Genomic DNA, 22,176 nt, shown 5'->3' with positions numbered 1-22,176 from the left:
AGCGTGCCAACGGCGGGCTGTGACCCGCCTAATGGCTAACAGCCAGCTTTACTTCGCTGCATTTTTTCGGTTGACCTGCTGGGCGGCCTTAATAAGGTCGGCGCCGATCACCGCTTCGTACTCTTTCCACACCGGTTGCATGGCCGCGCGCCAGCTGCTGCGTTCCTGGTCGGTGAGCGTGATGACGTGGGTTTTGCCCTGGGTCAGTTGCTGGCGCGCCAAGACGTTTTGCGCCTCGGCGGCGTTATTCACCAGAAAGGTCACCTTCTCAATAATGTCTTCCAGCTCGGTGCGCGTGGCATGGGGAATGGCGTACCAGAACTGCGTGTTGGTCACCAGCATGTAGTCGAGCACGCCGTGGTTGGTTTCCATGATGTACGGCTGCACCTGGGCGTATTGCTGGCTGTAAATATTCGACCAGGTATTCTCGGTGCCCTGCACCTGGCCGTCTTTGAGCGCTTGCAGGGTGGCGGCGAATGGCAGTTTTACCGGCGTGGCGCCGAGGGCCGTGAATTGGCTTTCGATGATGGGGGAGGGCTGAATGCGAAAAGCCAGGCCCTCGGCGTCGGCGGGGTTGTTCAGCGGTTTGATAGCCGACAACTGCTTCATGCCGTTGTGCCAATAGGCCAGGCCCGTGATGTTGCTTTTCTGCATGCCGGAGAGCAATTGACGGCCCTTCGCGCGCTGCTGGAAGCGGTTCACGGCTTCAAGGTCGTCGAACAGAAACGGCAGGTCGAAGATTTGCAGTTGCTTGTTGTACTCACCGAACTTGGCCAGTGACGGCGCGAGGATCTGCAACTTGTTATCGCGCAGAGCCTGCAGCTCATCTGCATCGCCGTACAGGCTGGAATTGGGGTAAATCTCGACCTTCACTTTGCCCGGCAGGCGCTCTTCGGCGAACTTTTTAAACAGCAATGCGCCTTCGCCCTTGGGCGTGTTTTCAGCGACAACGTGGGAAAACTTGATGACGATGGGGGCGTCGTCGGCGAGCGCGGTGTTGGCGAAACCGAGCAGTGCGGAAAAACCTACGACCAGGCGGCTACGCCCGAGGCTAAACGTGTTCATGCGGATTCTCTCTTTTTTATAGTCGCGTGCGGTGCGGCACCGGCATGGCAGCTGGCAGAGAGTCATCCTACAACTTGTGTGTTACAGCAGCACTTAGACGTTCGCCAGGGCGTGAACCGGTCGAGACTGTGGGCAGTCAAGACCGGTGCAGGTGCCTTTACAGCAGGCAAACGCCGGTGCCACCCAGCCCGCAGTAGCCATTTGGGTTCTTGGCCAAGTACTGCTGGTGGTACGCCTCGGCGTAATAGAAGGCCGGCGCTTCGATGATTTCAGTGGTGATGGCGCCAAAGCCGGCCGCTTCCAGTTGCTTCTGGAAGGCCACCTGGCTGGTCAGCGCAGCATCGAGCTGAGCCGGGCTGGTGGCGTAGATGGCCGAGCGGTACTGGCTGCCGACGTCGTTGCCCTGGCGCATGCCCTGGGTCGGGTTGTGGGCTTCCCAGAACACTTTCAGCAGCGCTTCATAGCTGGTCACTTTCGGGTCGAACACCACCAGCACCACTTCGCTGTGGCCGGTCAGGCCCGAGCAGGTTTCATCGTAGGTAGGGTTGGGCGTATGGCCGCCGGCGTAACCCACGGCGGTGCTGTACACGCCGGGCTGCTGCCAGAAACGCCGTTCGGCACCCCAGAAACAACCTAGGCCGAAAATGGCCGTTTCCAGGCCTGCGGGGAATGGGCCCTGCAGCGGGTTGCCGTTGACGAAGTGCTGCTCCGGCACCGGCATTGGGCTTTCACGGCCGGGCAGGGCTTGCTCTGCGGTGGGCAGGTCGAGCTTGTGGGCGAGAATTTGCGAACGCAGCACCATGGCAGGCTCCTTGGGTTAACAGATGGGTTTTGCAGTTGTGGTGTTGCAGTGGACCGATTGCAAGGGCCAGCGTTACAACAGAATCAGGTCGCCGGTCGGCACGGGTAGCGGCGCAGGCTTTCCAGCAGGTCGCGGCCGGGAATGGGCCGGTCAAACAGATAACCCTGGCCGGTATCGCATTTGTGCCGGCGCAGGAAGCTTAACTGGGCGGAGTTCTCGATGCCTTCGGCCACGACTTTGAGCTTGAGGTTGTGGGCCATGGCGATCACCGCAGAGGTGATTTCCATGTCGTCCTGATTGTCCGGGATGTCTTTGATAAAGCTGCGATCGATCTTGATGACATCGATGGGGAATTTCTTCAGGTAACTGAGCGACGAATAGCCGGTGCCGAAGTCGTCCATGGCCAGGGTCAGGCCCAGGCTCTTCAGGCGGTTGAGCTGTTGGCGGGTGTCGTCGGTGGCTTCCAGCAGCAGGCTCTCGGTCAGTTCCAGTTCCAACAGGTACGCCGGCAGCTGTTCCTCTTCGAGAATATCGGCGATGGAGCCCACCAGGTCGGGGTCGGAGAACTGCTTGGGCGACAGGTTGATGGCCACCTGAATATCGCCCAGCCCCAGGGCGGTGAGCTGCTTGCTCATGCGGCACGCCTGGCGCGCCACCCATTTGCCGATGGGAATGATCAGGCCGGTGTCTTCGGCCACGCTGATAAATTGGTCCGGGTTGATCATGCCTTTTTCCGGATGGTTCCAGCGCAGCAGCGCTTCCATGCCGGTTAGGTGGCCGCTGCGCAGGTCGAGCTTGGGCTGGTAGAACACTTCCAGCTCGTTCTGGGTCAGGGCGCGGCGCAGGTTGTTTTCCACAAACAGCTTGTAGTTGGCCTCGGCGTTCAGCGTCTCGGTAAACACCTGCACCTGGTGTTTACCGTTGGCCTTGGCTTTGTGCAGCGCCAGGCCCGCGTGTTTCATCAACGTGTGGGAGTCTTCGCCATGCAGCGGCGCGCAGGCCAGGCCGACCGAACCGGTGACACTAATCAGCTGGTTGTCGACGAACAGCGGTTTATCCAGGGTCTGCAAAATTTGCCCGGCAATGCGCTGGCCTTCGGCGATGTCGCAGTTATCCAGCAGCACGGCGAATTCGTTACTGGCAAAGCGCGCCAGGCTGTTATTGGCGTTCAGGCTGTTGCGCAGGCGCCGGGCCAGACTCATAAGCAGCTTGTCGCCGGTCTGATGGCCGAGGCTGTCGTTGATGCGTTTGAAGTTGTCGATATCCACCAACAGCAGGCTGGTGGGTTTCTCGCTGTGGGCGGAGAAACGCTCTTCCATGCTGCGGATAAACGCCGGGCGGTTGCCCAGGCGGGTGAGGTTGTCGGTATAAGCCAGGCGCTCGATGCGCTGCTGGGCCAACTTGCTCTGGGTGATGTCTTCGTAAATGCCGATGTAGTGCGTCAGCTCGCCGTCGCCGCCATATACCTTGGAAATCGACAGGTGGCCCCAGTAGGGCTCCAGGCTCTTGCGCCGGCTGCGGAACTCGCCGTGCCAGCTGTTTTGCTGGGCGAGGTTGGAGTGGGCATCGAACAGCAGGTCGCTGAGGTTGGCGAGGGCGGGCAGGTCGGACAAACGCCTGCCCTGTACTTCATCCGGGCTGAACAGGGTGATGGCGGTAAAGCTCGGGTTGACGTATTCGACGATGCCTTCGCGGTCGATCAGCAAAAACGCGCTGGCGCTCTGCTCCACGGCGCGGCGGAACAGTTGCAGCTCACTGTTGGCACTGCGCCGTTGCTGGTTGACCATGGCATGGGCGAACTGGTCGGCGAGCTCGCCGGCAAAGGCAATTTCATCGGCTTGCCACACGCGCTCGGTACCCACGTGCTCCAGGCACAGCACCGCCACCACTTCACCGGCCACGCGCACGCTGGCATCAAGCATGGCGGTCACGCCACGGGGCAACAGGTGGGTTTCGGCCAGCTCGCGGGTGCGCGGGTCGCGCATGGCGCTGTGGGCATCGATGGCGCGGCCGCTGTGAAGGGCGGCAAGGTAGTGCGGGTATTTGCTGGCGTTGATCGGCGTGGGCAGTTCGTGCTGGCCGATGTCGGTGCTGAACATGGTGATGGGGTCGAGCATTTCCTGGCGCAGGTGCCAGAGGCTGGCGCGGGCGACGTTGAACGTCTCGCAGGCGGCCTTGGTGATCAGTTGTGCGGCCTCGAATACCTGGTTGTCGGAGCTGTAACGATGGCGCGCCAGGCGCACGATCATGCTCTGCTGGGCGCGGCTGCGTACCAGGTGCTGCAGGTGTTCTTCCTGGGAGCGTTGATAGAGTTCGAGGGAGGCTTGCAGGCGGCTGTTCTGGATTTGCAGTTCGGACTGTTGCGGCTGGCGGTCGGGGAAAACCGGTTCCTCCGCCGACAGGAGATAACCGCGTAGCAGCTGCCGGCCGTGTTGCTTGAAGGCTTCGCCAAGCTCCACCAGGTGCAGGACGCCCAGGGGCGTGTGCAGCTTGTAATGCACTTTGTAGTGCGGGCTGTCTTTGAGTTGCAGCTGAATGGTGTCGTGCAACTGGTAGCGTTCTTCGGGCTCCATGAGGCTGGCGTAGGGCGAGCCGATCAAGCCGCAAAGTTCACCGGCGGCCAGGCCCAGTTGGGCTTCGCAGGAGGAATCGAGGAATAAAAGCGTCCAGCTGGCCTCATTAAGCCGCTCGAAACGCAACATGCCGAGCCGCGAAGGCACTGGCAACTGCGTCACAACCTCGACCGCCGGACGGCTGGCGGCATCGGTATGGCTTTTCATCGGGAGACTCGCTTCCAGTATGCTGAACGAGTGGCTCGGGGCCACTTCTTCGGTAAGGGTGCATCATGCGAACACGACTGACAAGGCGGCTGGAAATATTGCCTGCGCTCGCCTCTATCTTGCTGGCTGCGTCTGCTGCGCAAGCGGCGCAGCCGCAGGCTCAATTGAGTGGTGCCGAACAGGCCCGCTACCTCAATGAACTCAAGCATTTGTACCTCACCAATGACGAGCGCCAGGCGCTGTTGGCGCAAAGCAACGAGCTGCTCGACACCTATGCCGTGCGCGCCGCTTTTCAGGTGGGCCAGCCTGACCGCCATGACCAGGTGTATCAACTGAGCGTCGGCGCGCCGGGGGAGCTGCTGATTCAGCAGAAAACCCGTGAGGCCGAAGGCGTAAAGCTGGAAGTGCGCAACCAGCGGCTGGAGGTATTTGGTGTGGACCCGTATATCAAATACGACTGCCCGCCGACCGAGCGCACCTGCGTACTGAAAAACCCCCAGGATGGCAGCCCGTGGCTGACCATTCGCCGTGATCATCAGGGCGCGGCGGAGCTGGCCAAAGCGTTGTCGTTCTTGTTGCGTAATCTTCAGCGCGGCTGATTTCCTGGTATCGGCGGATATCCGCTGCGCGGATATTCGCCCTACGCCTGACCTGGCAAGGTTTCCACCGTCGTCCCAGCGTAGGCTGGGACCCAGAATGCAGTGTCGAACCCCATTGCTCGTCCTCTCCAGGATTCTGGATCCCAGCCTGCGCTGGAATGACGGATGTCGGGTTTGAGTGTGTTGTTTTCCCGTGAAAAAACACGCAAAAAAAACCCCGCCAATCGGCGGGGCTGAGGTACGAGCGTGGCATGCCCGAAATATTGAAGCGTTAACGCCTTACAGCAGCATGGTGCGGATATCGCCCAGTACGTCGCTCAGACGTTTGGTGAAGCGAGCGGCAGCGGCACCATTGATCACGCGGTGGTCGTAAGACAAGGACAGCGGCAGCATCAGTTTTGGCTGGAACGCTTTACCGTCCCAAACTGGCTGCATGGTGGCCTTGGAAACCCCGAGGATCGCCACTTCCGGTGCGTTGACGATCGGCGTGAAGCCGGTGCCGCCAATATGCCCGAGGCTGGAAATGGTGAAGCAGGCGCCTTGCATGGCGTCGGCCGAGAGCTTCTTGGTGCGCGCTTTTTCCGCCAGTTCTGCGGCTTCGGCAGCCAGTTGCAGCAAGCTCTTCTTGTCGACGTCCTTGATGACCGGCACCAGCAGACCGTCCGGAGTGTCCACGGCAAAGCCGATGTTCACGTATTTCTTGCGGATGATCGCTTTGCCCGACGGCGCCAGGGAGCTGTTGAAGTCTGGCAGTTCCTTGAGCAGGTAGGCGCAGGCCTTGAGCAGCAGCGGCAGCACGGTGAGCTTGACGCCCGCTTTCTCGGCGACGGCTTTCTGCGCAATGCGGAAGGCTTCGAGCTCGGTGATATCGGCCGAATCAAACTGGGTAACGTGCGGCACATTGAGCCAGCTGCGGTGCAGGTTGGCGGCGCCGACCTGCATCAGGCGGGTCATTGGCACTTCTTCAATTTCACCAAAGCGGCTGAAATCGACTTCCGGAACCGGCGGAATGCCTGCACCACCGGTAGCGCCGGCAGCCGGTGCTTCCTTGGCCTTCTGCATCATGGCTTTGACGTAGACCTGCACGTCTTCTTTGAGCACACGACCATGCGGACCGCTGGCAGTCACCGCGCTCAGCTCAACGCCGAACTCGCGAGCCAGTTGGCGAACCGCCGGGCCTGCGTGGGTTTTGGCACCGTCTTTGGCCGGGGCTGCGGGCACCGCTGGTGCCGCTTCAGCCTTGGCGGGTGCGGCAGTTGCTGGAGCTGGCGCGGCTTCTTCTTTAGCGGCAGGAGCTGCTGCTGGTGCAGGCGCTGCAGCCGGTGCGCTACCTGCCACTTTCAGTTTCAGAATCAGGTCGCCGGTGCCGACTTCGTCGTCCAGCTTCACGCTCAGGCTTTCCACCACGCCGGCAGCCGGCGAGGGGATTTCCATGCTGGCCTTGTCAGACTCCAGCACCAGCAGCGATTGCTCGGCTTGCACCGTGTCACCGACTTTTACCAGCAATTCGATGATCTTGGCTTTGCCTGACGAGCCGATATCCGGCACGTGGATGTCCTGAACCGAGCTGCTGGTAGCAGCGGCTGGCGCGGCGGCAGGCGCAGGCTCGGCCGCTTTGGCCGGTTCAGCAGCGGGCGCGGCTTCGGCCTTGGCAGCAGGTTCGGCAGCGGCCGGCGCTGCTTCAGCGCCGTCCACTTCCAATTCCAGCAGCTCATCGCCTTCTTTCAGGCGATCGCCGAGTTTGACCTTCAGGCTTTTCACCACGCCGGCTTTCGGCGCGGGGATTTCCATGCTGGCTTTGTCCGACTCGAGGGTCAGCAGGCTTTGATCGGCTTCAATCCGATCGCCCACTTTCACCATCAGTTCGATAACTTCACCTTCACCGCTGCCAATGTCAGGTACGCGAATTAATTCACTCATTTAAGCGCTCCCTTAGCAGTCCAGTGGGTTGAGTTTTTCCGGGTTGATGCCGAACTTGACGATGGCTTCTGCCACCACTTTCGGTTCGATATCACCACGGTCAGCCAGGGCTTCCAGGGCTGCCAGCACCACGAAGTGACGGTCTACTTCGAAGAAGTGACGCAGCTTCTTGCGGCTGTCGCTACGGCCGAAACCGTCGGTGCCCAACACTTTGTATTCCTTGACCGGTACCCACTGGCGAATCTGTTCGGCGAACAGCTTCATGTAGTCGGTAGAGGCAATGACCGGGCCCTTGCGGCCACCCAGGCATTCTTCCACGTAGGTTTTCTTCGGCTTCTGCCCCGGTTTCAGACGGTTGCTGCGTTCCACGGCCAGGCCATCACGGCGCAGTTCGTTGAAGCTGGTAACGCTCCACACATCGGCGCCGATGTTGAACTCCTCACGCAGGATTTTCGCCGCTTCACGCACTTCGCGCAGGATGGTGCCGGAACCCAGCAACTGCACGTGGTGCGCCGCGTCGCGCTTGTCTTCTTCGAGCAGGTACATGCCCTTGACGATGCCTTCTTCCACGCCGGCCGGAATGGCTGGCTGGGCGTAGGACTCGTTCATCACGGTGATGTAGTAGAAAACGTCCTGTTGCTCTTCGGTCATCTTCTTCATGCCGTCCTGAATGATCACCGCCAGCTCGTAGCCGTAGGTGGGGTCATAGGTGCGGCAATTGGGGATGGTGCCGGCCAGCATATGGCTGTGACCGTCTTCGTGCTGCAGGCCTTCACCGTTGAGGGTGGTGCGCCCGGCAGTACCGCCAATCAGGAAGCCACGGGTGCGGCTGTCGCCAGCGGCCCAGGCCAGGTCGCCAATACGCTGGAAACCGAACATCGAATAGAAGATGTAGAACGGCAGCATCGGCTGGTTGTGGCTGGAGTACGACGTACCGGCGGCAATGAAGGACGACATGGCGCCGGCTTCGTTGATGCCTTCCTCGAGAATCTGGCCCTTCTTGTCTTCGCGGTAGAACATCACCTGGTCTTTATCCACCGGCTCGTAGAGCTGGCCGACCGAGGAGTAGATACCGAGCTGACGGAACATGCCTTCCATACCGAAGGTACGGGCTTCGTCCGGAATGATCGGCACGATGCGCTGGCCGATTTCCTTGTCCTTGACCAACTGCGACAGGATGCGCACGAAGGCCATGGTGGTGGAGATTTCGCGGTCGCCGCTGCCGTCCAGAATGGCCTTGAGGCTTTCCAGTGGCGGGGTCGGCACGCTGAAGCTCTTGGCGCGGCGCTGAGGCACAAAACCACCGAGGGCGGCGCGGCGCTCGCTCAGGTAACGGGCCTCGGCACTGCCTTCTTCGGGTTTGAAGAACGGCAGGTTTTCCAGCTCTTCGTCCTTGACCGGAATATCGAAGCGGTCGCGGAATTTCTTCAGGCTGTCGACATCGACTTTCTTGGTGTTGTGCGCGGTGTTTTTGGCTTCGCCGGCACCTGTGCCATAACCCTTGATGGTTTTGGCCAGAATGACGGTCGGCTGCTCTTTATGGTTGACCGCCTGGTGGTAGGCCGCATAGACCTTGTACGGGTCGTGGCCGCCGCGGTTGAGCTTCCAGATTTCGTCGTCGGACAGATCGGCAACCATCGCCTTGAGTTCTGGCGAGTTGAAGAAGTGCTCACGCACAAACGCGCCGTCTTTGGCTTTGTAGTTCTGGTACTCGCCGTCGATGACTTCGTCCATGCGGCGTTGCAGGATGCCGTCGGTGTCTTTGGCCAGCAGTGGGTCCCAGAAGCGGCCCCACACGACTTTGTTTACGTTCCACTGCGCGCCACGGAACACGCCTTCGAGTTCCTGGATGATCTTGCCGTTACCACGCACCGGGCCGTCGAGGCGCTGCAGGTTGCAGTTGATGACGAAGATCAGGTTGTCGAGTTTTTCGCGGCCAGCCAGGGAAATGGCGCCGAGCGATTCCGGCTCGTCGCACTCGCCGTCGCCCATGAAACACCAGACTTTCTGCTTGCCAGCCGGAATAAAACCACGGCTTTCCAGGTACTTCATAAAGCGTGCCTGGTAAATCGCCTGGATCGGGCCAAGGCCCATGGAAACGGTAGGGAACTGCCAGAAGTCCGGCATCAGCCACGGGTGCGGGTAAGACGACAGGCCGTTACCGTCCACTTCCTGACGGAAGTTGTTCATCTGGTCTTCGCTGATGCGCCCTTCCATAAAGGCACGGGCGTAAACGCCGGGTGAGGCGTGGCCCTGGAAGTAGATCAGGTCGCCGCCGTGCTCGTCGGTCGGGGCCTGGAAGAAGTAGTTGAAGCCAATGTCATACAGCGTGGCGCTGGAGGCGAAGCTGGAGATGTGGCCACCCAGGTCCGAGTCGCGCAGGTTGGTGCGCATTACCATGGCCAGAGCGTTCCAACGTACCAACGAGCGAATGCGGCGTTCCATGAACAGGTCGCCAGGCATGCGTGCTTCGTGGGTGACGGGGATGGTGTTGCGGTACGGCGTGGTGATGGCGTAGGGCAGTTGCGCACCGCTGCGGGTGGCGAGTTCGCCCATGCGGGTCATCAGGTAATGAGCGCGGTCTTCACCTTCACGGTCTAGGACGGATTCAAGCGCGTCCAGCCATTCCTGGGTTTCGACGGGATCGAGGTCTTGCATGGCTTGCTCCATGGCGGAAAGGCTTCCAGAATCGAAAACCTTGTGTTCGTTGCCGGCCTTATGGGCGGGCACGTAAATTCTTGGATTTACCGGAGGTAGGACCGGCCGCGTGTAGTTTTACTACAAATCGACGGACGTTTCAGCCCTTGGGACACATTCTTTCGTAGTAAAACTACATTGTGTACACATTAAAACGAAAGAATCGCGACAATCCGGGCCTCAGAGCGGGGTCCGAGCTGTACGTCGATCAACAGGATAGATCATGAACTTGCCTCCGCTCGTCGAGTTGCCTTCTTCGCTTCAGTCTTTTGTTCACCGTGCCGAGCAGTCGTTCAGGGCGGCGCTGGGTGAGGCCGCTGATCAATTCGATGCCTGGCCCGCCGAACGCCTCGAAGCGTTCAAGCGTGTAGTCGGCGCCAGCGACTTTGTCAGCGAACAGGCCGTGCGCGACCCGCAAACCCTCCTGGCCCTGGCCGCCAGCGGCGAGTTGGAACGCTCCCTGCAACCGGGCGACTTGCGTGCGCAGATGGCCGCCGCTCTGGCCGACTGTACCGACGAAGCGCAATTGGGTCAGGTGCTGCGCCGTCTGCGTAACCGCCAGCAGGTGCGCATCATCTGGCGCGATATCAACCGCCTGGCGGATCTGGCGCAGACCTGTCGCGATCTCTCCGATCTGGCGGATGCCAGCATCGACCTCACCTACCACTGGCTGTACCCGCGCCATTGCGAGCAGTTCGGCACGCCCAAAGGCCAGCGCAGCGGCGAGCCGCAGCATATGGTGGTGCTGGGCATGGGCAAGCTGGGGGCGGTGGAGCTCAACCTGTCGTCCGATATCGACCTGATCTTCGCCTACCCCGAGGGCGGCGAAACCGAAGGCGTCAAACGCTCGCTGGACAACCAGGAGTTTTTTATCAAGCTCGGCCAGCGCCTGATCAAGGCGCTGGATGCCATTACGGTTGACGGTTTTGTATTTCGCGTCGATATGCGCCTGCGCCCTTACGGCTCGGCCGGTTCGTTGGTGTTCAGCTTCAACGCGCTGGAGCAGTACTACCAAGACCAGGGCCGCGACTGGGAACGCTACGCCATGATCAAGGCGCGAGTGGTGGGCGGCGACCAGGCTGCCGGCGCGCAACTGCTCGATATGCTGCGCCCCTTCGTTTATCGCCGTTACCTCGACTTCTCCGCCATCGAAGCACTGCGCGCCATGAAGCTGCTGATTCAGCAGGAGGTGCGGCGCAAAGGCATGGCCGAGAACATCAAGCTGGGTTCCGGTGGTATCCGTGAGGTGGAATTTATTGCCCAGGCGTTCCAGCTGATCCACGGCGGCCGCGACCTCAGCCTGCAACAGCGGCCGCTGTTAAAGGTGCTGAAAACCCTGGAAGGGCAGGGCTACCTGCCGCCGGCGGTGGTTGCCGAAATGCGCGATGGCTACGAGTTTTTGCGCTACACCGAACACGCCATTCAAGCCATTGCCGATCGCCAGACCCAGATGCTGCCGGACAACAACGACGAGCGCGCTCGCGTCGCCTTTATCATGGGCTTCGATACCTGGGCGGCGTTCCATGAGCGCCTGATGTACTGGCGCGGGCGCATCGAATGGCACTTCCGCCAGGTGATCGCCGACCCCGACGAAGACGAAAACGGCGAGGCCGACCTGTGCGTCGGCAGCGAATGGCTACCGCTGTGGGAAGACGCCCTGGATGAAGAGAGCGCTTGCCGGCAACTGGCCGACGCCGGGTTTGCCGATGCGCAATCGGCCTGGCAGCGCCTGGCGGGCTTGCGCAGTGGCAATCAGGTGCGCGCCATGCAGCGCCTGGGGCGTGAGCGGTTGGATGCCTTTATTCCGCGTCTGCTGGCGCAGGCCGTCGAACATGAAAACCCGGACCTGGTGCTGGAGCGCGTGCTGCCACTGATCGAAGCGGTGGCGCGGCGTTCGGCCTACCTGGTGCTGCTCACCGAAAACCCCGGCGCCTTGCAGCAGTTGCTGACGCTGTGCGCCGCCAGCCCGTGGATTGCCGAGCAGATCAGCCGCTTTCCGCTGCTGCTGGACGAACTGCTTAATGAAGGCCGCCTGTTCAAACCGCCCTTGGCGCCGGAACTGGCCGCTGAGTTGCGCGAACGCCTGACCCGCATTCCCGAGGACGATCTGGAACAGCAGATGGAAGCCCTGCGCCACTTCAAGCTGGCCCACCGCCTGCGGGTGGCGGCTTCGGAAATCTCCGGGGCGTTGCCGTTGATGAAGGTCAGCGACTACCTGACCTGGCTGGCTGAAGCCATTCTGGACCAGGTGCTGGCCCTGGCCTGGCGCCACACGGTGGCCAAGCACGGCACACCGCAGCGCGCCGATGGCGGGTTGTGTGACCCGGATTTCATCATCGTCGGTTACGGCAAGGTCGGCGGCATTGAACTGGGCCACGGTTCGGACCTCGATCTGGTGTTTATCCATGACGGCGATCCGCACGCCGAAACCGATGGCGCCAAGCCTATCGACGGCGCGCAGTTCTTCAACCGCCTGGGCCAGCGGATCATCCACTTGCTCACCGCGCAGACCAACTCCGGTCAGCTGTATGAAGTGGATATGCGCTTGCGCCCCTCCGGCGCAGCCGGGCTTTTGGTGAGTTCGCTTGGTGCCTTCGAGCGCTATCAGGAGAACGAAGCCTGGACCTGGGAGCACCAGGCGCTGGTGCGTGCTCGGGTGCTGGTGGGCAGCGAGCGGGTGGGCGCGGCGTTCGAAGCTGTACGCGCCAAGGTGCTGGGCAAAACCCGGGAGCTGCAAGCGCTGCGCGCTGAGGTCAGCGAGATGCGCGCCAAGATGCGCGACAACCTGGGCAGCAAGCAAACCGCCGCCGGTACCGGGCAAAATGCCTTCGAGGCCGCAGCGCCGTTCGATCTCAAGCAGGATGCCGGTGGTATCGTGGATATCGAATTTATGGTGCAATACGCGGCCTTGGCGTGGTCTGGCGCGTATCCGCCGCTGCTGCAATACACCGACAACATTCGCATTCTGGAAGGCCTCGAGCGCCTGGGCTTGTTGCCCGCCGCCGATGCCACGCTGCTGCAAGAGGTCTACAAGGCCTACCGTTCCGCTTCACACCGCCTGGCCCTGCAAAAGCAGCCCGGCACCGTCAGCGGCGAGCAGTTTCAGCATGAACGCCAGGAAGTGATGCGCATCTGGCGCGAACTGGGGCTCAGTTAAGCTTCCTGCGTTGCACACATTGGCAGACTTACTATTTGCATTAGCAGTGACAGGGAGGCTCAAACGCCTCCCTGCTCATTTGCGGAGTTTGAATGAACATACTGATCGTAGGGCCGAGCTGGGTCGGTGACATGGTGATGGCCCAGACCCTGTTCCAGTGCCTGAAACAGCGCCACCCCGACTGCCAGATCGACGTGCTGGCGCCCGACTGGAGCCGGCCGATTCTTGAGCGCATGCCCGAGGTGCGCCAGGCCCTGAGCTTTCCTCTGGGCCATGGCGCGCTCGAACTGGGCACGCGCCGGCGCATCGGCAAGTCGCTGGCTGGCCAGTACGATCAGGCCATTGTGCTGCCCAACTCGCTCAAATCGGCGCTGGTGCCATTCTTCGCCAGTATTCCCAAACGCACCGGCTGGAAAGGCGAGCTGCGTTACGGCCTGCTCAACGACGTGCGCACGCTCGACAAAGAACGCTACCCGCTGATGATCGAGCGCTTTATGGCCCTGGCCTATGAGCCGGGCGCCGAGCTGCCCAAACCTTATCCACAGCCCAGCCTGCGCATTGAGCCGCAGAGCCGCGATGCGGCGTTGGCCAAGTTCGGCCTGACCCTGGACCGCCCGGTATTGGCCCTGTGCCCTGGCGCCGAGTTTGGTGAGGCGAAGAAGTGGCCCAGCGAGCACTACGCCAAGGTGGCTGAGCTGAAAATCCGTGAAGGCTGGCAGGTGTGGTTGTTCGGGTCGAAAAATGATCACCCGGTGGGTGAGGCCATTCGTGCCCGGCTGATTCCCGGCCTGCGCGAAGAAGCCCATAACCTGGCCGGCGAAACCTCGTTGGCCGAGGCGATCGATCTGTTGTCCTGCGCCAACGCCGTGGCCTCCAACGACTCCGGTCTGATGCACGTAGCCGCCGCCTTGAACCGCCCGCTGGTGGCTATTTATGGCTCCACGTCGCCCGGCTTTACCCCGCCCTTGGCCGACCAGGTGGAAATCGTGCGCCTGGGCATCGAATGCAGCCCGTGCTTTGACCGCACCTGCCGCTTCGGCCACTACAACTGCCTGCGCGAACTCAAGCCGCGGCCAGTGGTGGAAGCCTTGGCGCGTTTGGCGCCCGGCCCGGTCGAGGTCGATTGATGCGGGTTCTGCTGATCAAAACCTCGTCGCTCGGCGATGTGATTCATACCCTGCCGGCGCTGACCGACGCGGCCCGCGCCATTCCCGGCATTCAGTTTGACTGGGTGGTGGAAGAAGGGTTTGCCGAGATTCCGGCCTGGCACCCGGCCGTGGCTCAGGTAATTCCAGTGGCCATTCGCCGCTGGCGCAAAAACCTGTGGCAGACCTTTAAGAATGGCGATTGGAAACGCTTCAAGCAGCGCCTGGGCGAAACCCGCTACGACCTGGTGATTGATGCGCAAGGCCTGCTCAAAAGCGCCTGGCTGACCCGTTACGTACAGGGCCCGATTGCTGGTTTTGACCGTGATTCGGCGCGCGAGCCGATTGCCTGCCGGTTCTACGACCGCACCTACCCTGTGCCGCGCGAGCAGCATGCGCTGGAGCGCGTGCGCCAATTGTTTGCCCTGGCGCTGGACTATCCGCTGCCGCCCGGCATTGGCGACTACGGGTTGAACCGCGCGCAATTGGCCGATCCCAATGCGCCGCCATACCTGTTGTTTCTGCACGGCACCACCTGGGCCAGCAAGCACTGGCCGGAGAATTACTGGCGCCGTCTGGCTGAACAAATGAGCGAGCTGGGCTACGCCATTCGCCTGCCGTGGGGCAACGACGCCGAGCAACAACGTGCCGAGCGCATCGCAGCGGGGTTGGAAAACGCCGTGGTACTGCCCAAATTAAACTTGGCGGGCGTGGCCAAGGTGATTGCCGGGGCGCAAGCCTGTGTGGCGGTGGACACCGGCCTTGGCCATCTGGCCGCTGCGCTCGATGTACCGACTATTTCGTTGTACGGCCCCACTTTGCCGGGCCGCGTTGGTGCCTACGGCCGCTCGCAGATTCACTTGTGCGCCACCGGCCCGAATGCTGGCCTGGGCGACCGCGATAAACCCTGTTTCGATGACCTGCTGCCCGAGCGTGTGGCCACCGAGTTACAAGCCCTGCTGTTGGCGCCGGAGACCGTGTGATGCAACTGGCTTTTGTTCTGTACAAGTACTTTCCCTTCGGCGGCTTGCAGCGCGACTTTATGCGCATCGCCCTGGAGTGCCAGCAGCGCGGCCACAGCATTCGCGTGTACACGCTGATCTGGGAAGGCGATATTCCGCCTGGTTTCGAAGTGCGGGTGGCGCCGGTCAAAGCGTTGTTCAACCACCGCCGCAACGAAAAGCTGCTGGCCTGGGTGCAGGCCGATCTGGCCAAGCGGCCGGTGGACCGCGTGGTGGGTTTCAACAAGATGCCGGGGCTGGATGTGTACTACGCCGCCGACGGCTGCTTTGAAGACAAAGCGCAGAACCTGCGCAACGCGCTGTACCGCAAGTGGGGCCGCTACAAGCACTTTTCCGACTACGAGCGCGCGGTGTTTGCGCCGACCGCCAAGACCGACGTGCTGATGATTTCTGAAGTGCAGCAGCCGCTGTTCGTCAAACACTACGCCACCCCGGCCGAGCGCTTTCACCTGCTGCCGCCGGGCATCGCTCCGGACCGCCGCGCGCCGGCCAATGCCGCCGAGGTTCGCGCGGAGTTTCGCCGCGAGTTCAAGCTGGCCGACGACGATTTGCTGCTGGTGCAGATCGGCTCCGGGTTCAAGACCAAGGGCCTGGATCGCACGCTCAAAGCCGTCGCCGCCTTGCCCAAAGAGTTGAAAAAACGCACGCGCCTGATCGTTATCGGTCAGGACGATCCCAAGCCGTTCCTGTTGCAGGTGGCGGCACTGGGCATCAGCGAGCAGGTACAGATCCTCAAGGGCCGCAGCGATATTCCGCGCTTTCTGCTGGGTGCCGATCTGCTGATTCACCCCGCCTACAACGAAAACACCGGCACCGTATTGCTGGAAGCCTTGGTGGCCGGCCTGCCGGTATTGGTGACCGATGTGTGCGGCTACGCCCACTACATCGAAGAAGCTGATTGCGGCCGCGTGGTACCCAGCCCGTTCCAGCAGGAACAGCTAAACACCACGTTGCAAACCATGCTCGAAGACGATGCGCAGCGTGCCGCCTGGGCGGCCAACGGCCTGGCGTTCGCTGATACGGCAGACCTCTACAGCCTGCCGCAGCGCGCCGCCGATGTGATTCTGGAGGCGCGCGCGTGAAGCTGATGCTGACTGAGCCGTTCAAGCGGCTGTGGGCCGGGCAGGACGCCTTTGATGCCGTCGAGCGCCTTGACGGCCAGGTGTACCGCGAGTTGGAAGGCCGCCGCACCCTGCGCACCGAAGTCGATGGTCGTGGCTACTTCGTGAAAATTCACCGCGGCATCGGCTGGGGCGAAATCTTCAAGAACCTGTTGACCGCCAAACTGCCGGTGCTTGGTGCCGGGCAGGAGCTCAAAGCCATCGAGCGCCTGACCGAAGTGGGCGTGCCGACCATGACCGCCGTAGCCTTCGGCGAGCGCGGCAACAACCCGGCGGCGCAGCACTCGTTTATCGTCACCGAGGAATTGGCGCCCACCGTCAGCCTGGAAGACTTCAGCATCGACTGGCGCACGCAGCCGCCCGAGCCGCGCCTGAAGCGGGCCTTGATCGCCGAAGTGGCGCGCATGACCGGCATGATGCACGCCGCCGGGGTCAATCACCGCGACTGCTATATCTGCCACTTTCTGCTGCACACCGACAAACCGGTGACGGCCGATGATTTCAAACTGTCGGTTATCGACCTGCACCGCGCGCAGAGCCGCGAGAAAATCAGCCGCCGCTGGCGCGACAAAGATCTGGCCGCCCTGTACTTCTCGGCGCTGGATATTGGCCTCACCCAGCGCGACAAGCTGCGGTTTCTGCGCAGCTATTTCCTCGTCGCCAAAGGCACCTGCAACCTGCGCCAGATTCTGCGTGAAGAGGCCGAGCTGCTGGCCTGGCTGGAACGCAAGGCTGCCAAGCTGTACGACCGCAAACAACGCTATGGGGACGCGCTCTGATGGCGTCGTGGTACCTGGAACCTTCCTATCAGCGCCTCGCCGCCGACTTTGGCAGCCTTGATGCTGTGTTCGCCCTGACCGGCGAGCGCATGACCCGCGACCCGGTGTCCGAAGTCATCCGCATCGAGCGCGACGGCGTGCGCTATTACGTCAAGCGCTACCGCAGCGCGGGCAAAGGCCTGCGCCCCTATCTGGGACGCCTGCGGGTACGCAGTGAGTGGCAGAACCTCAAGCGCTTCGCCGAGTGGGGCCTGCCCACCGCCGACGTGGTGGCCCGTGGGTACGAGCGCTGCAAGGGGGCCTTCGTGCGCGGCGCGATGATCACCCGTGAATTGCCCAATACCGATGACCTGGGGCGCATGGCCAAGAACGGTGACGCGCGCCTGCAGGACCGCGCCTGGGTAGACGGCATCAGCCGCCAACTGGCCCACGGCACGCGGACCATGCATGACCATCACTTCACCCATAACGATCTGAAGTGGCGCAACTTGCTGGTGGATGACCAGGGCAAACTGTTTTTTATCGACTGCCCCAACGGCGCGTTCTGGCGTGGTTTTGTCCTGCGCTACCGGATCATCAAAGACCTCGCCTGTCTGGACAAGGTCGCCAAGTACACGCTGTCCAGCACCCAGCGTCTGCGCTTTTATCTGCAATACAGCGGGCACGCCAGGCTCCACCCGGCGGACAAAAAACAGATCCGCAAGATCGTGAAATTCTTCGAGGGCCGGGAATGAAGGACTTTATTGCTGCCGAGGACCGCGCGATTCTGGCGGCTCACCAGCTCGATAACTTCGACGCCCTGTGGGCGTTGGAGCTGGACGCGGTGGACGAGCCCAATACCGAGCGTGGCGGCTACAGCACCGTATCGCGCCTGGTGCTGGGCGAGTCGGCGTACTACCTCAAGCGCCAGACCAACCACCTGACCCGCAGTGTGATGCACCCTTTTGGCGAGCCGACCTTTGCCCGTGAGCTGCGCAATATCGAGCGCTATCAAAAGCTCGGCATTCCGGCGCTGCACGCGGCGTTCTTTGCCCAGCGCAATGTGGACGGCAAGCACCAGGCCATTCTGCTGACCCGCGCCCTGGACGGCTGGCAAGACCTCGACCATTGGCTGCGCGACTGGGACAGCCACAGCGAGGTGCAGCGCATGGCCATTCTCAAGGCCTGTGGTGAACTGGCGCGACGCCTGCACGCGGCTCATCAGATGCACGGCTGTTTTTATCCCAAGCATATTTTCCTGCGCGAATCGGCCGAAGGCTTCGATGCGCAGTTGATCGACCTGGAGAAAACCCGGCGCCTGGTATTCGGCAAGCGTGATCGCATCAAAGACCTGGAGCCGCTGCTGCGCCGCGCCAGCAGCTGGAGTCAGGAAGAGGTCTGGCAACTGCTGCTCGCCTATGTCGGCGATAAAGGCGGCGCCAAGGGCTGGAGCCAGCGCCTGGGCGCCCGCAGCGCGCACAAGGCTTCGCGCAAATGAACCTGAGCCAACTGCGTGATGCCGGTCGATCGCCGGCCTTGCCCGTGAGCGTGCAGCTGGGGAGCGACACGGTGACGCTGCAAAGCCTGTTGCGGGTGTTGCCGGGGCAGCGTTATGTCGGCGTTGCTCAGTGGCAAGGGCGGCAGGTGCTGGCCAAGTTGCTGGTGGGCGGTAAGGCCGAGCGGCACTTTCACCGTGAGTCCAAGGGCGTGCACCTGCTCGCCGACCATGGCCTGCTGACTCCGGCACTCTTGGCCGAAGGCTTCACGGCGGGCGAGGGCGGCTGGTTGCTGTTTGACTACCTCGATGGCGCGCAGAGTCTGGGCGAAGCCTGGCGGGCAGTGGAGCATGAGGCGCCCGCGTCCGATGGCCAGCAACAGGTACTGGCTCAGGCCTTGGGCGCGATTGCCCAGTTGCACAGCAAAGGCCTGTGGCAAGCCGACCTGCATCTGGACAACTTGCTGCACCACAACGGCCAGCTGTACCTGATCGACGGCGGCGGCGTGCAGGCGCAGGTGCCTGGGCAGCCGTTGGGCCGCGATGAAGTGCTGCGCAACCTCGGGGTGTTTTTCGCCCAGTTGCCGGCCAACCTCGAGCCGTTTCTGGAAGAGTTGCTGATTCATTACCTGCTCGCCAACGGCGAGCACGCGTTGCCGCTGGAAAAGCTGCTCGGTGAAATCGCTACGGTGCGGCGCTGGCGTGTGCGCGATTACCTGAAAAAAGCCGCCCGTGAATGCAGCCTCTTCAGCGCTAAGATCGGTGCCTTTGTTTTGCGCGTAGTACGTCGCGAAGCCGAGCCACGTTTGCTAGCCTTGCTGGCTGAACCGGACGCCGCCATCGACGCCGGCCATCTGTATAAAACCGGCGGCGCCGCAACCGTGGCGCGGGTAGAGGTGGGCGGCGAGCCGTTGGTGGTCAAACGCTACAATGTGAAAAACTTCGCCCACTGGCTAAAACGCTTCTGGCGCCCCAGCCGCGCCTGGCACAGCTGGCGTGAAGGCAATCGCCTGCAGGTGCTGGGCATCGCCACGCCGCAACCGTTGGCCGTGATCGAGCGACGCTGGTGCTGGCTGCGCGGTCGCGCGTATCTGGTAACCGCCTACTGCGGCAATGAAGACCTGATTGCACGGTTTTCGCCGTTCCTGCACAGCACGCCGCCGGACAGCGAACTGCTGGCGCTGGACCAGCTGTTCGCCGCGCTGATTCGCGAGCGCATTAGCCATGGCGACTTCAAAGGCCACAACCTGTTCTGGTACCAGAACCAATGGACCCTGATTGACCTGGATGCCATGCAGCAGCACCGCAGCCAAAGCAGTTTCGCCAAGGCCTACGCACGCGATCGCGCGCGGTTCTTGCGCAACTGGCCGACAGATACGGCGCTGTTCAAACTGCTGGATCAGCGTTTGCCCACCCTCTAACGCTGTTGCGCTTCGTAGGGTGTGCTCTGCGCACCGTTGCGTTATCCCTGAGGTCGCCCGGTGCGCATAGCGCACCCTACAAAGGCTTACTCGAACTGATACGAAACCCCGGCGCCGGCATACCAGCTGCGCCCCGGCGCTGCCTCGTAGTAGCGGTTGTTGCCGTCGCCAACAATCACCGACCCCACGTATTGCCGGTCCAGCAGGTTATCCAGCCGTACGAGCTGGTGCACGGTCCACGCACCGTATTGCTGCTCAAACCGCGCCCGCCAGTTGAACACGCTATAGGCCGGGGCTGGCTTGGCGGTGTTGCTGTCTTCGACATACACCTTGCTGCGGTAAAGGCCTTCGATGGCGGTGCTGACGCCATCCGCTGGTTGCCAGTTGAGCTCGGTGAAAACCGTTGTGCGCGGCACGCCGGGAAGGTTGTTGCCGCTGTCTACGGCGCGCGTGCCGCTGACAAAGCTGGAGTCGTACTGGGCCGCCAGGTAGGTGTAGGCGAGGTTGGCAGTCCACTGTTCGCTGAGCTGGCTTTGCACGCCCAACTCGAAACCGCGCCGTTGCGTGCGCCCGGCGTTCTGGTAGCTGGTGCGGCCGTTGCTATTGGCGAACACCACGATCTCGTCGTCGGTGTTTATCTGGAACAGCGCGGCATTGACCCGCGTCGCATTACCCAGCAACGCCTTCACGCCCACCTCGTACTGGGTGCTGGTCGACGGGTCGAGGTTGTAGTTCACTCCGGCCACATTGTTCGGGGCATACGCCAGCTCGCCCTGGGTCGGCGTTTCAAAGCCGCGCCCCACGCTCACGTAGCCATTGAGCTCCGGGGTAAAGGCGTAGCCCAGGCTGACAGCCGGACTGGCCTGTTCGTAACGGCGGTTGCCGCTGTCATCGCCGTTGACCAGGTAATGGTCATCCACGTCGATTTCCACGGTGCTGTAACGCAGCCCACCTTGCAGGGTCCAGTCGCCAATTTTCCAGGTGGCCTGGGCATAGGGGTCGAGGCTGGTGGCGGTGTCTTTTTCGTCGCGGCGCAGGGCGCCTTTCACGCCGAGTTCATCGCCGACAAAGTTCTGGTAACCCTGGCGGTCGTCTTCGCTCTGGTCGTAGTCCAAGCCGAACACCAGGTCGACATCGCCCACCGGTTGCAGCCAGCGCAGGCTGCCGCCGTAGAAGCGGCGATCAAAGGCCACTACGCCGCCGCCGTTGTTGTTATTGGCCGGCGAGCCTTTGGGAATCGAGAGGTACTGAATCACGCTGCGTTTGCCGGTATACGCCGTCGCTTGCAGCGTTGAGTCACCAAAGTAACGCTCGTAATTGGCACCCACTTGCTGGTGGTCGATGCTTTTGCGCGTGTTGTAAATCTCGGCATTGGCGGTGACTGAACGCGGGTCTTGCTTGTAAGCCTCCCACGTTTGCCCGAGCGGATCCTGCGTGCCGTTCTGCTCCAGGCTGCTGTAGATAAATGCCAGCTTGCTGTCGGCATCGGGCTTCAGGTTGAGCTTGGCGAACGTCTGGTCGCGGCGGGCGGCGCTGTGGTCGCGGTAGCCGTCGGTGTCCATGCGTGAAGCGTCGAGCAGGAACCCCGCCTTTTCATTGGCACCTTCGGCGCTCAGGTGGTTTTTGTTCAGGCCGTCGCTGCCAAAAATCGTCTCGGCGTCGACCTTCGGCGGGCCTTCGGGGTCGCGAGAAAAGACCTGAACCACGCCGCCGGCATTGCTGCCATACAAGGTAGAAGCTGGGCCGCGCAGCACTTCGATGCGCTCGGCGGTATCCAGATTGAAGGTGGCGGCCTGGCCCTGGCCGTCGGCGGTGCTGGCCGGAATGCCGTCGCTGATCAGTTTGAGTCCACGCACGCCAAACGCAGAGCGGGCGCCAAAGCCACGGGACGAAATCTGCAAATCCTGGGCGTAGTTTTGGCGGTTCTGTACCACCAGACCGGGCACACGGTTAAGGGCTTCCGAGGCGTTGATGCCCAATTGCCCGTCACTGATCTGCTGACGATCTACGCTATCTATCGAGAAGGGCAGGCTGAAGCTGTCGCTGGCCTGGCGTGAGCCACTGACCACCAGTGGGTCGAGTGTCAGTGAAAGGTCGGGCGCATCGCTGGCATTGGCGTGGGTAACGGCAAGCAGAGTCAGCAGCAGGGGGAACGGGGGGAGTCGGTTCAATGAATTCATCGCCGGCGTTATAC

Annotated in this window: 15 protein-coding genes; 9 read left to right on the top strand and 6 right to left on the bottom strand. The window is 62.0% G+C overall.

Translation table 11 applies throughout. The annotated features are described in order from the left end of the window. Positions 1-48: 48 nt before the first annotated feature. The 3 genes from PKE98_RS18070 to PKE98_RS18060 all read right to left on the bottom strand — a co-directional run bounded on the left by PKE98_RS18070 (position 49) and on the right by PKE98_RS18060 (position 4,647). Entirely contained in the window at positions 49-1,065 is a 1,017-nt protein-coding gene (locus PKE98_RS18070; RefSeq protein WP_271196717.1) for a DctP family TRAP transporter solute-binding subunit, read from the bottom strand. A gap of 157 nt (positions 1,066-1,222) precedes the next feature. Continuing rightward, positions 1,223-1,867, bottom strand: coding sequence for a peptide-methionine (S)-S-oxide reductase MsrA (gene msrA / locus PKE98_RS18065; RefSeq protein WP_271196716.1), 645 nt, complete (start codon positions 1,865-1,867; stop codon positions 1,223-1,225). A gap of 83 nt (positions 1,868-1,950) precedes the next feature. Then, positions 1,951-4,647, bottom strand: a complete 2,697-nt coding sequence (locus PKE98_RS18060; protein ID WP_271196715.1) for a putative bifunctional diguanylate cyclase/phosphodiesterase — start codon at positions 4,645-4,647, stop codon at positions 1,951-1,953. Between the two features lie 65 nt (positions 4,648-4,712). On the opposite strand from PKE98_RS18060, the gene PKE98_RS18055 reads away from it, so the two are divergent. Further along, complete coding sequence (locus tag PKE98_RS18055) at positions 4,713-5,246, top strand: hypothetical protein (RefSeq protein ID WP_271196714.1); 534 nt, start codon at positions 4,713-4,715, stop codon at positions 5,244-5,246. Positions 5,247-5,525: 279 nt separating this feature from the next. On the opposite strand, the gene aceF is transcribed toward PKE98_RS18055, so the two are convergent. Then, positions 5,526-7,166, bottom strand: a complete 1,641-nt coding sequence (aceF, locus tag PKE98_RS18050) for a dihydrolipoyllysine-residue acetyltransferase (RefSeq protein WP_271196713.1) — start codon at positions 7,164-7,166, stop codon at positions 5,526-5,528. 12 nt (positions 7,167-7,178) lie between these two features. Beyond that, positions 7,179-9,824: a pyruvate dehydrogenase (acetyl-transferring), homodimeric type gene (gene aceE, locus PKE98_RS18045; RefSeq protein ID WP_271196712.1), complete on the bottom strand. Its 2,646-nt coding sequence runs from the start codon at positions 9,822-9,824 to the stop codon at positions 7,179-7,181. Between the two features lie 262 nt (positions 9,825-10,086). Between aceE and glnE the strand changes: the two genes are divergently transcribed. The 8 genes from glnE (at position 10,087) to PKE98_RS18005 (ending at position 19,982) form a co-directional block, all read left to right on the top strand. Beyond that, on the top strand, positions 10,087-13,020 hold the full coding sequence (gene glnE / locus PKE98_RS18040; RefSeq protein ID WP_271196711.1) for a bifunctional [glutamate--ammonia ligase]-adenylyl-L-tyrosine phosphorylase/[glutamate--ammonia-ligase] adenylyltransferase: 2,934 nt from the start codon (positions 10,087-10,089) through the stop codon (positions 13,018-13,020). Between the two features lie 92 nt (positions 13,021-13,112). Then, positions 13,113-14,147, top strand: a complete 1,035-nt coding sequence (waaF, locus tag PKE98_RS18035) for a lipopolysaccharide heptosyltransferase II (protein ID WP_271196710.1) — start codon at positions 13,113-13,115, stop codon at positions 14,145-14,147. Further along, entirely contained in the window at positions 14,147-15,148 is a 1,002-nt protein-coding gene (gene waaC, locus PKE98_RS18030; RefSeq protein WP_271196709.1) for a lipopolysaccharide heptosyltransferase I, read from the top strand. Before waaF ends, waaC begins: the two co-directional genes overlap by 1 nt. Continuing rightward, a complete protein-coding gene (locus PKE98_RS18025; protein ID WP_271196708.1) occupies positions 15,148-16,269 on the top strand; it encodes a glycosyltransferase family 4 protein in 1,122 nt (373 codons plus the stop codon). Before waaC ends, PKE98_RS18025 begins: the two co-directional genes overlap by 1 nt. After that, the gene (rfaP, locus tag PKE98_RS18020) at positions 16,266-17,087 is read left to right on the top strand and encodes a lipopolysaccharide core heptose(I) kinase RfaP (RefSeq protein WP_271196707.1); all 822 of its coding nucleotides are present in this window, start codon (positions 16,266-16,268) and stop codon (positions 17,085-17,087) included. The genes PKE98_RS18025 and rfaP overlap by 4 nt, the downstream gene beginning before the upstream one ends. Then, positions 17,087-17,821 (top strand): lipopolysaccharide kinase InaA family protein, encoded by a 735-nt coding sequence (locus PKE98_RS18015; protein WP_271196706.1) that lies wholly within the window; start codon positions 17,087-17,089, stop codon positions 17,819-17,821. Before rfaP ends, PKE98_RS18015 begins: the two co-directional genes overlap by 1 nt. After that, a complete protein-coding gene (locus tag PKE98_RS18010) occupies positions 17,818-18,564 on the top strand; it encodes a lipopolysaccharide kinase InaA family protein (RefSeq protein WP_271196705.1) in 747 nt (248 codons plus the stop codon). Before PKE98_RS18015 ends, PKE98_RS18010 begins: the two co-directional genes overlap by 4 nt. After that, positions 18,561-19,982, top strand: a complete 1,422-nt coding sequence (locus tag PKE98_RS18005; RefSeq protein ID WP_271196704.1) for a lipopolysaccharide kinase InaA family protein — start codon at positions 18,561-18,563, stop codon at positions 19,980-19,982. The genes PKE98_RS18010 and PKE98_RS18005 overlap by 4 nt, the downstream gene beginning before the upstream one ends. Positions 19,983-20,068: 86 nt before the next feature. Here the strand turns inward: PKE98_RS18005 and PKE98_RS18000 are convergent, their stop codons facing one another. Beyond that, the gene (locus PKE98_RS18000; protein WP_271196703.1) at positions 20,069-22,162 is read right to left on the bottom strand and encodes a TonB-dependent receptor family protein; all 2,094 of its coding nucleotides are present in this window, start codon (positions 22,160-22,162) and stop codon (positions 20,069-20,071) included. Positions 22,163-22,176: the final 14 nt, after the last annotated feature.

Source organism: Pseudomonas turukhanskensis, from assembly GCF_027922365.1.
Taxonomy (GTDB): domain Bacteria; phylum Pseudomonadota; class Gammaproteobacteria; order Pseudomonadales; family Pseudomonadaceae; genus Aquipseudomonas; species Aquipseudomonas turukhanskensis.
This window is presented reverse-complemented; position numbering and strand designations above follow the sequence as displayed.

What these genes read in the sequence shown, in the direction of transcription:
- PKE98_RS18070 (WP_271196717.1), bottom strand. Translation starts at nt 1,065, where the DNA reads ATGAACACGTTTAGCCTCGGGCGTAGCCGCCTGGTCGTAGGTTTTTCC.
- waaF (WP_271196710.1), top strand. Translation starts at nt 13,113, where the DNA reads ATGAACATACTGATCGTAGGGCCGAGCTGGGTCGGTGACATGGTGATG.
- PKE98_RS18010 (WP_271196705.1), top strand. Translation starts at nt 17,818, where the DNA reads ATGAAGGACTTTATTGCTGCCGAGGACCGCGCGATTCTGGCGGCTCAC.
- PKE98_RS18055 (WP_271196714.1), top strand. Translation starts at nt 4,713, where the DNA reads ATGCGAACACGACTGACAAGGCGGCTGGAAATATTGCCTGCGCTCGCC.
- PKE98_RS18060 (WP_271196715.1), bottom strand. Translation starts at nt 4,647, where the DNA reads ATGAAAAGCCATACCGATGCCGCCAGCCGTCCGGCGGTCGAGGTTGTG.
- PKE98_RS18025 (WP_271196708.1), top strand. Translation starts at nt 15,148, where the DNA reads ATGCAACTGGCTTTTGTTCTGTACAAGTACTTTCCCTTCGGCGGCTTG.
- aceF (WP_271196713.1), bottom strand. Translation starts at nt 7,166, where the DNA reads ATGAGTGAATTAATTCGCGTACCTGACATTGGCAGCGGTGAAGGTGAA.
- aceE (WP_271196712.1), bottom strand. Translation starts at nt 9,824, where the DNA reads ATGCAAGACCTCGATCCCGTCGAAACCCAGGAATGGCTGGACGCGCTT.
- msrA (WP_271196716.1), bottom strand. Translation starts at nt 1,867, where the DNA reads ATGGTGCTGCGTTCGCAAATTCTCGCCCACAAGCTCGACCTGCCCACC.
- glnE (WP_271196711.1), top strand. Translation starts at nt 10,087, where the DNA reads ATGAACTTGCCTCCGCTCGTCGAGTTGCCTTCTTCGCTTCAGTCTTTT.
- PKE98_RS18005 (WP_271196704.1), top strand. Translation starts at nt 18,561, where the DNA reads ATGAACCTGAGCCAACTGCGTGATGCCGGTCGATCGCCGGCCTTGCCC.
- PKE98_RS18000 (WP_271196703.1), bottom strand. Translation starts at nt 22,162, where the DNA reads ATGAATTCATTGAACCGACTCCCCCCGTTCCCCCTGCTGCTGACTCTG.
- waaC (WP_271196709.1), top strand. Translation starts at nt 14,147, where the DNA reads ATGCGGGTTCTGCTGATCAAAACCTCGTCGCTCGGCGATGTGATTCAT.
- PKE98_RS18015 (WP_271196706.1), top strand. Translation starts at nt 17,087, where the DNA reads ATGGCGTCGTGGTACCTGGAACCTTCCTATCAGCGCCTCGCCGCCGAC.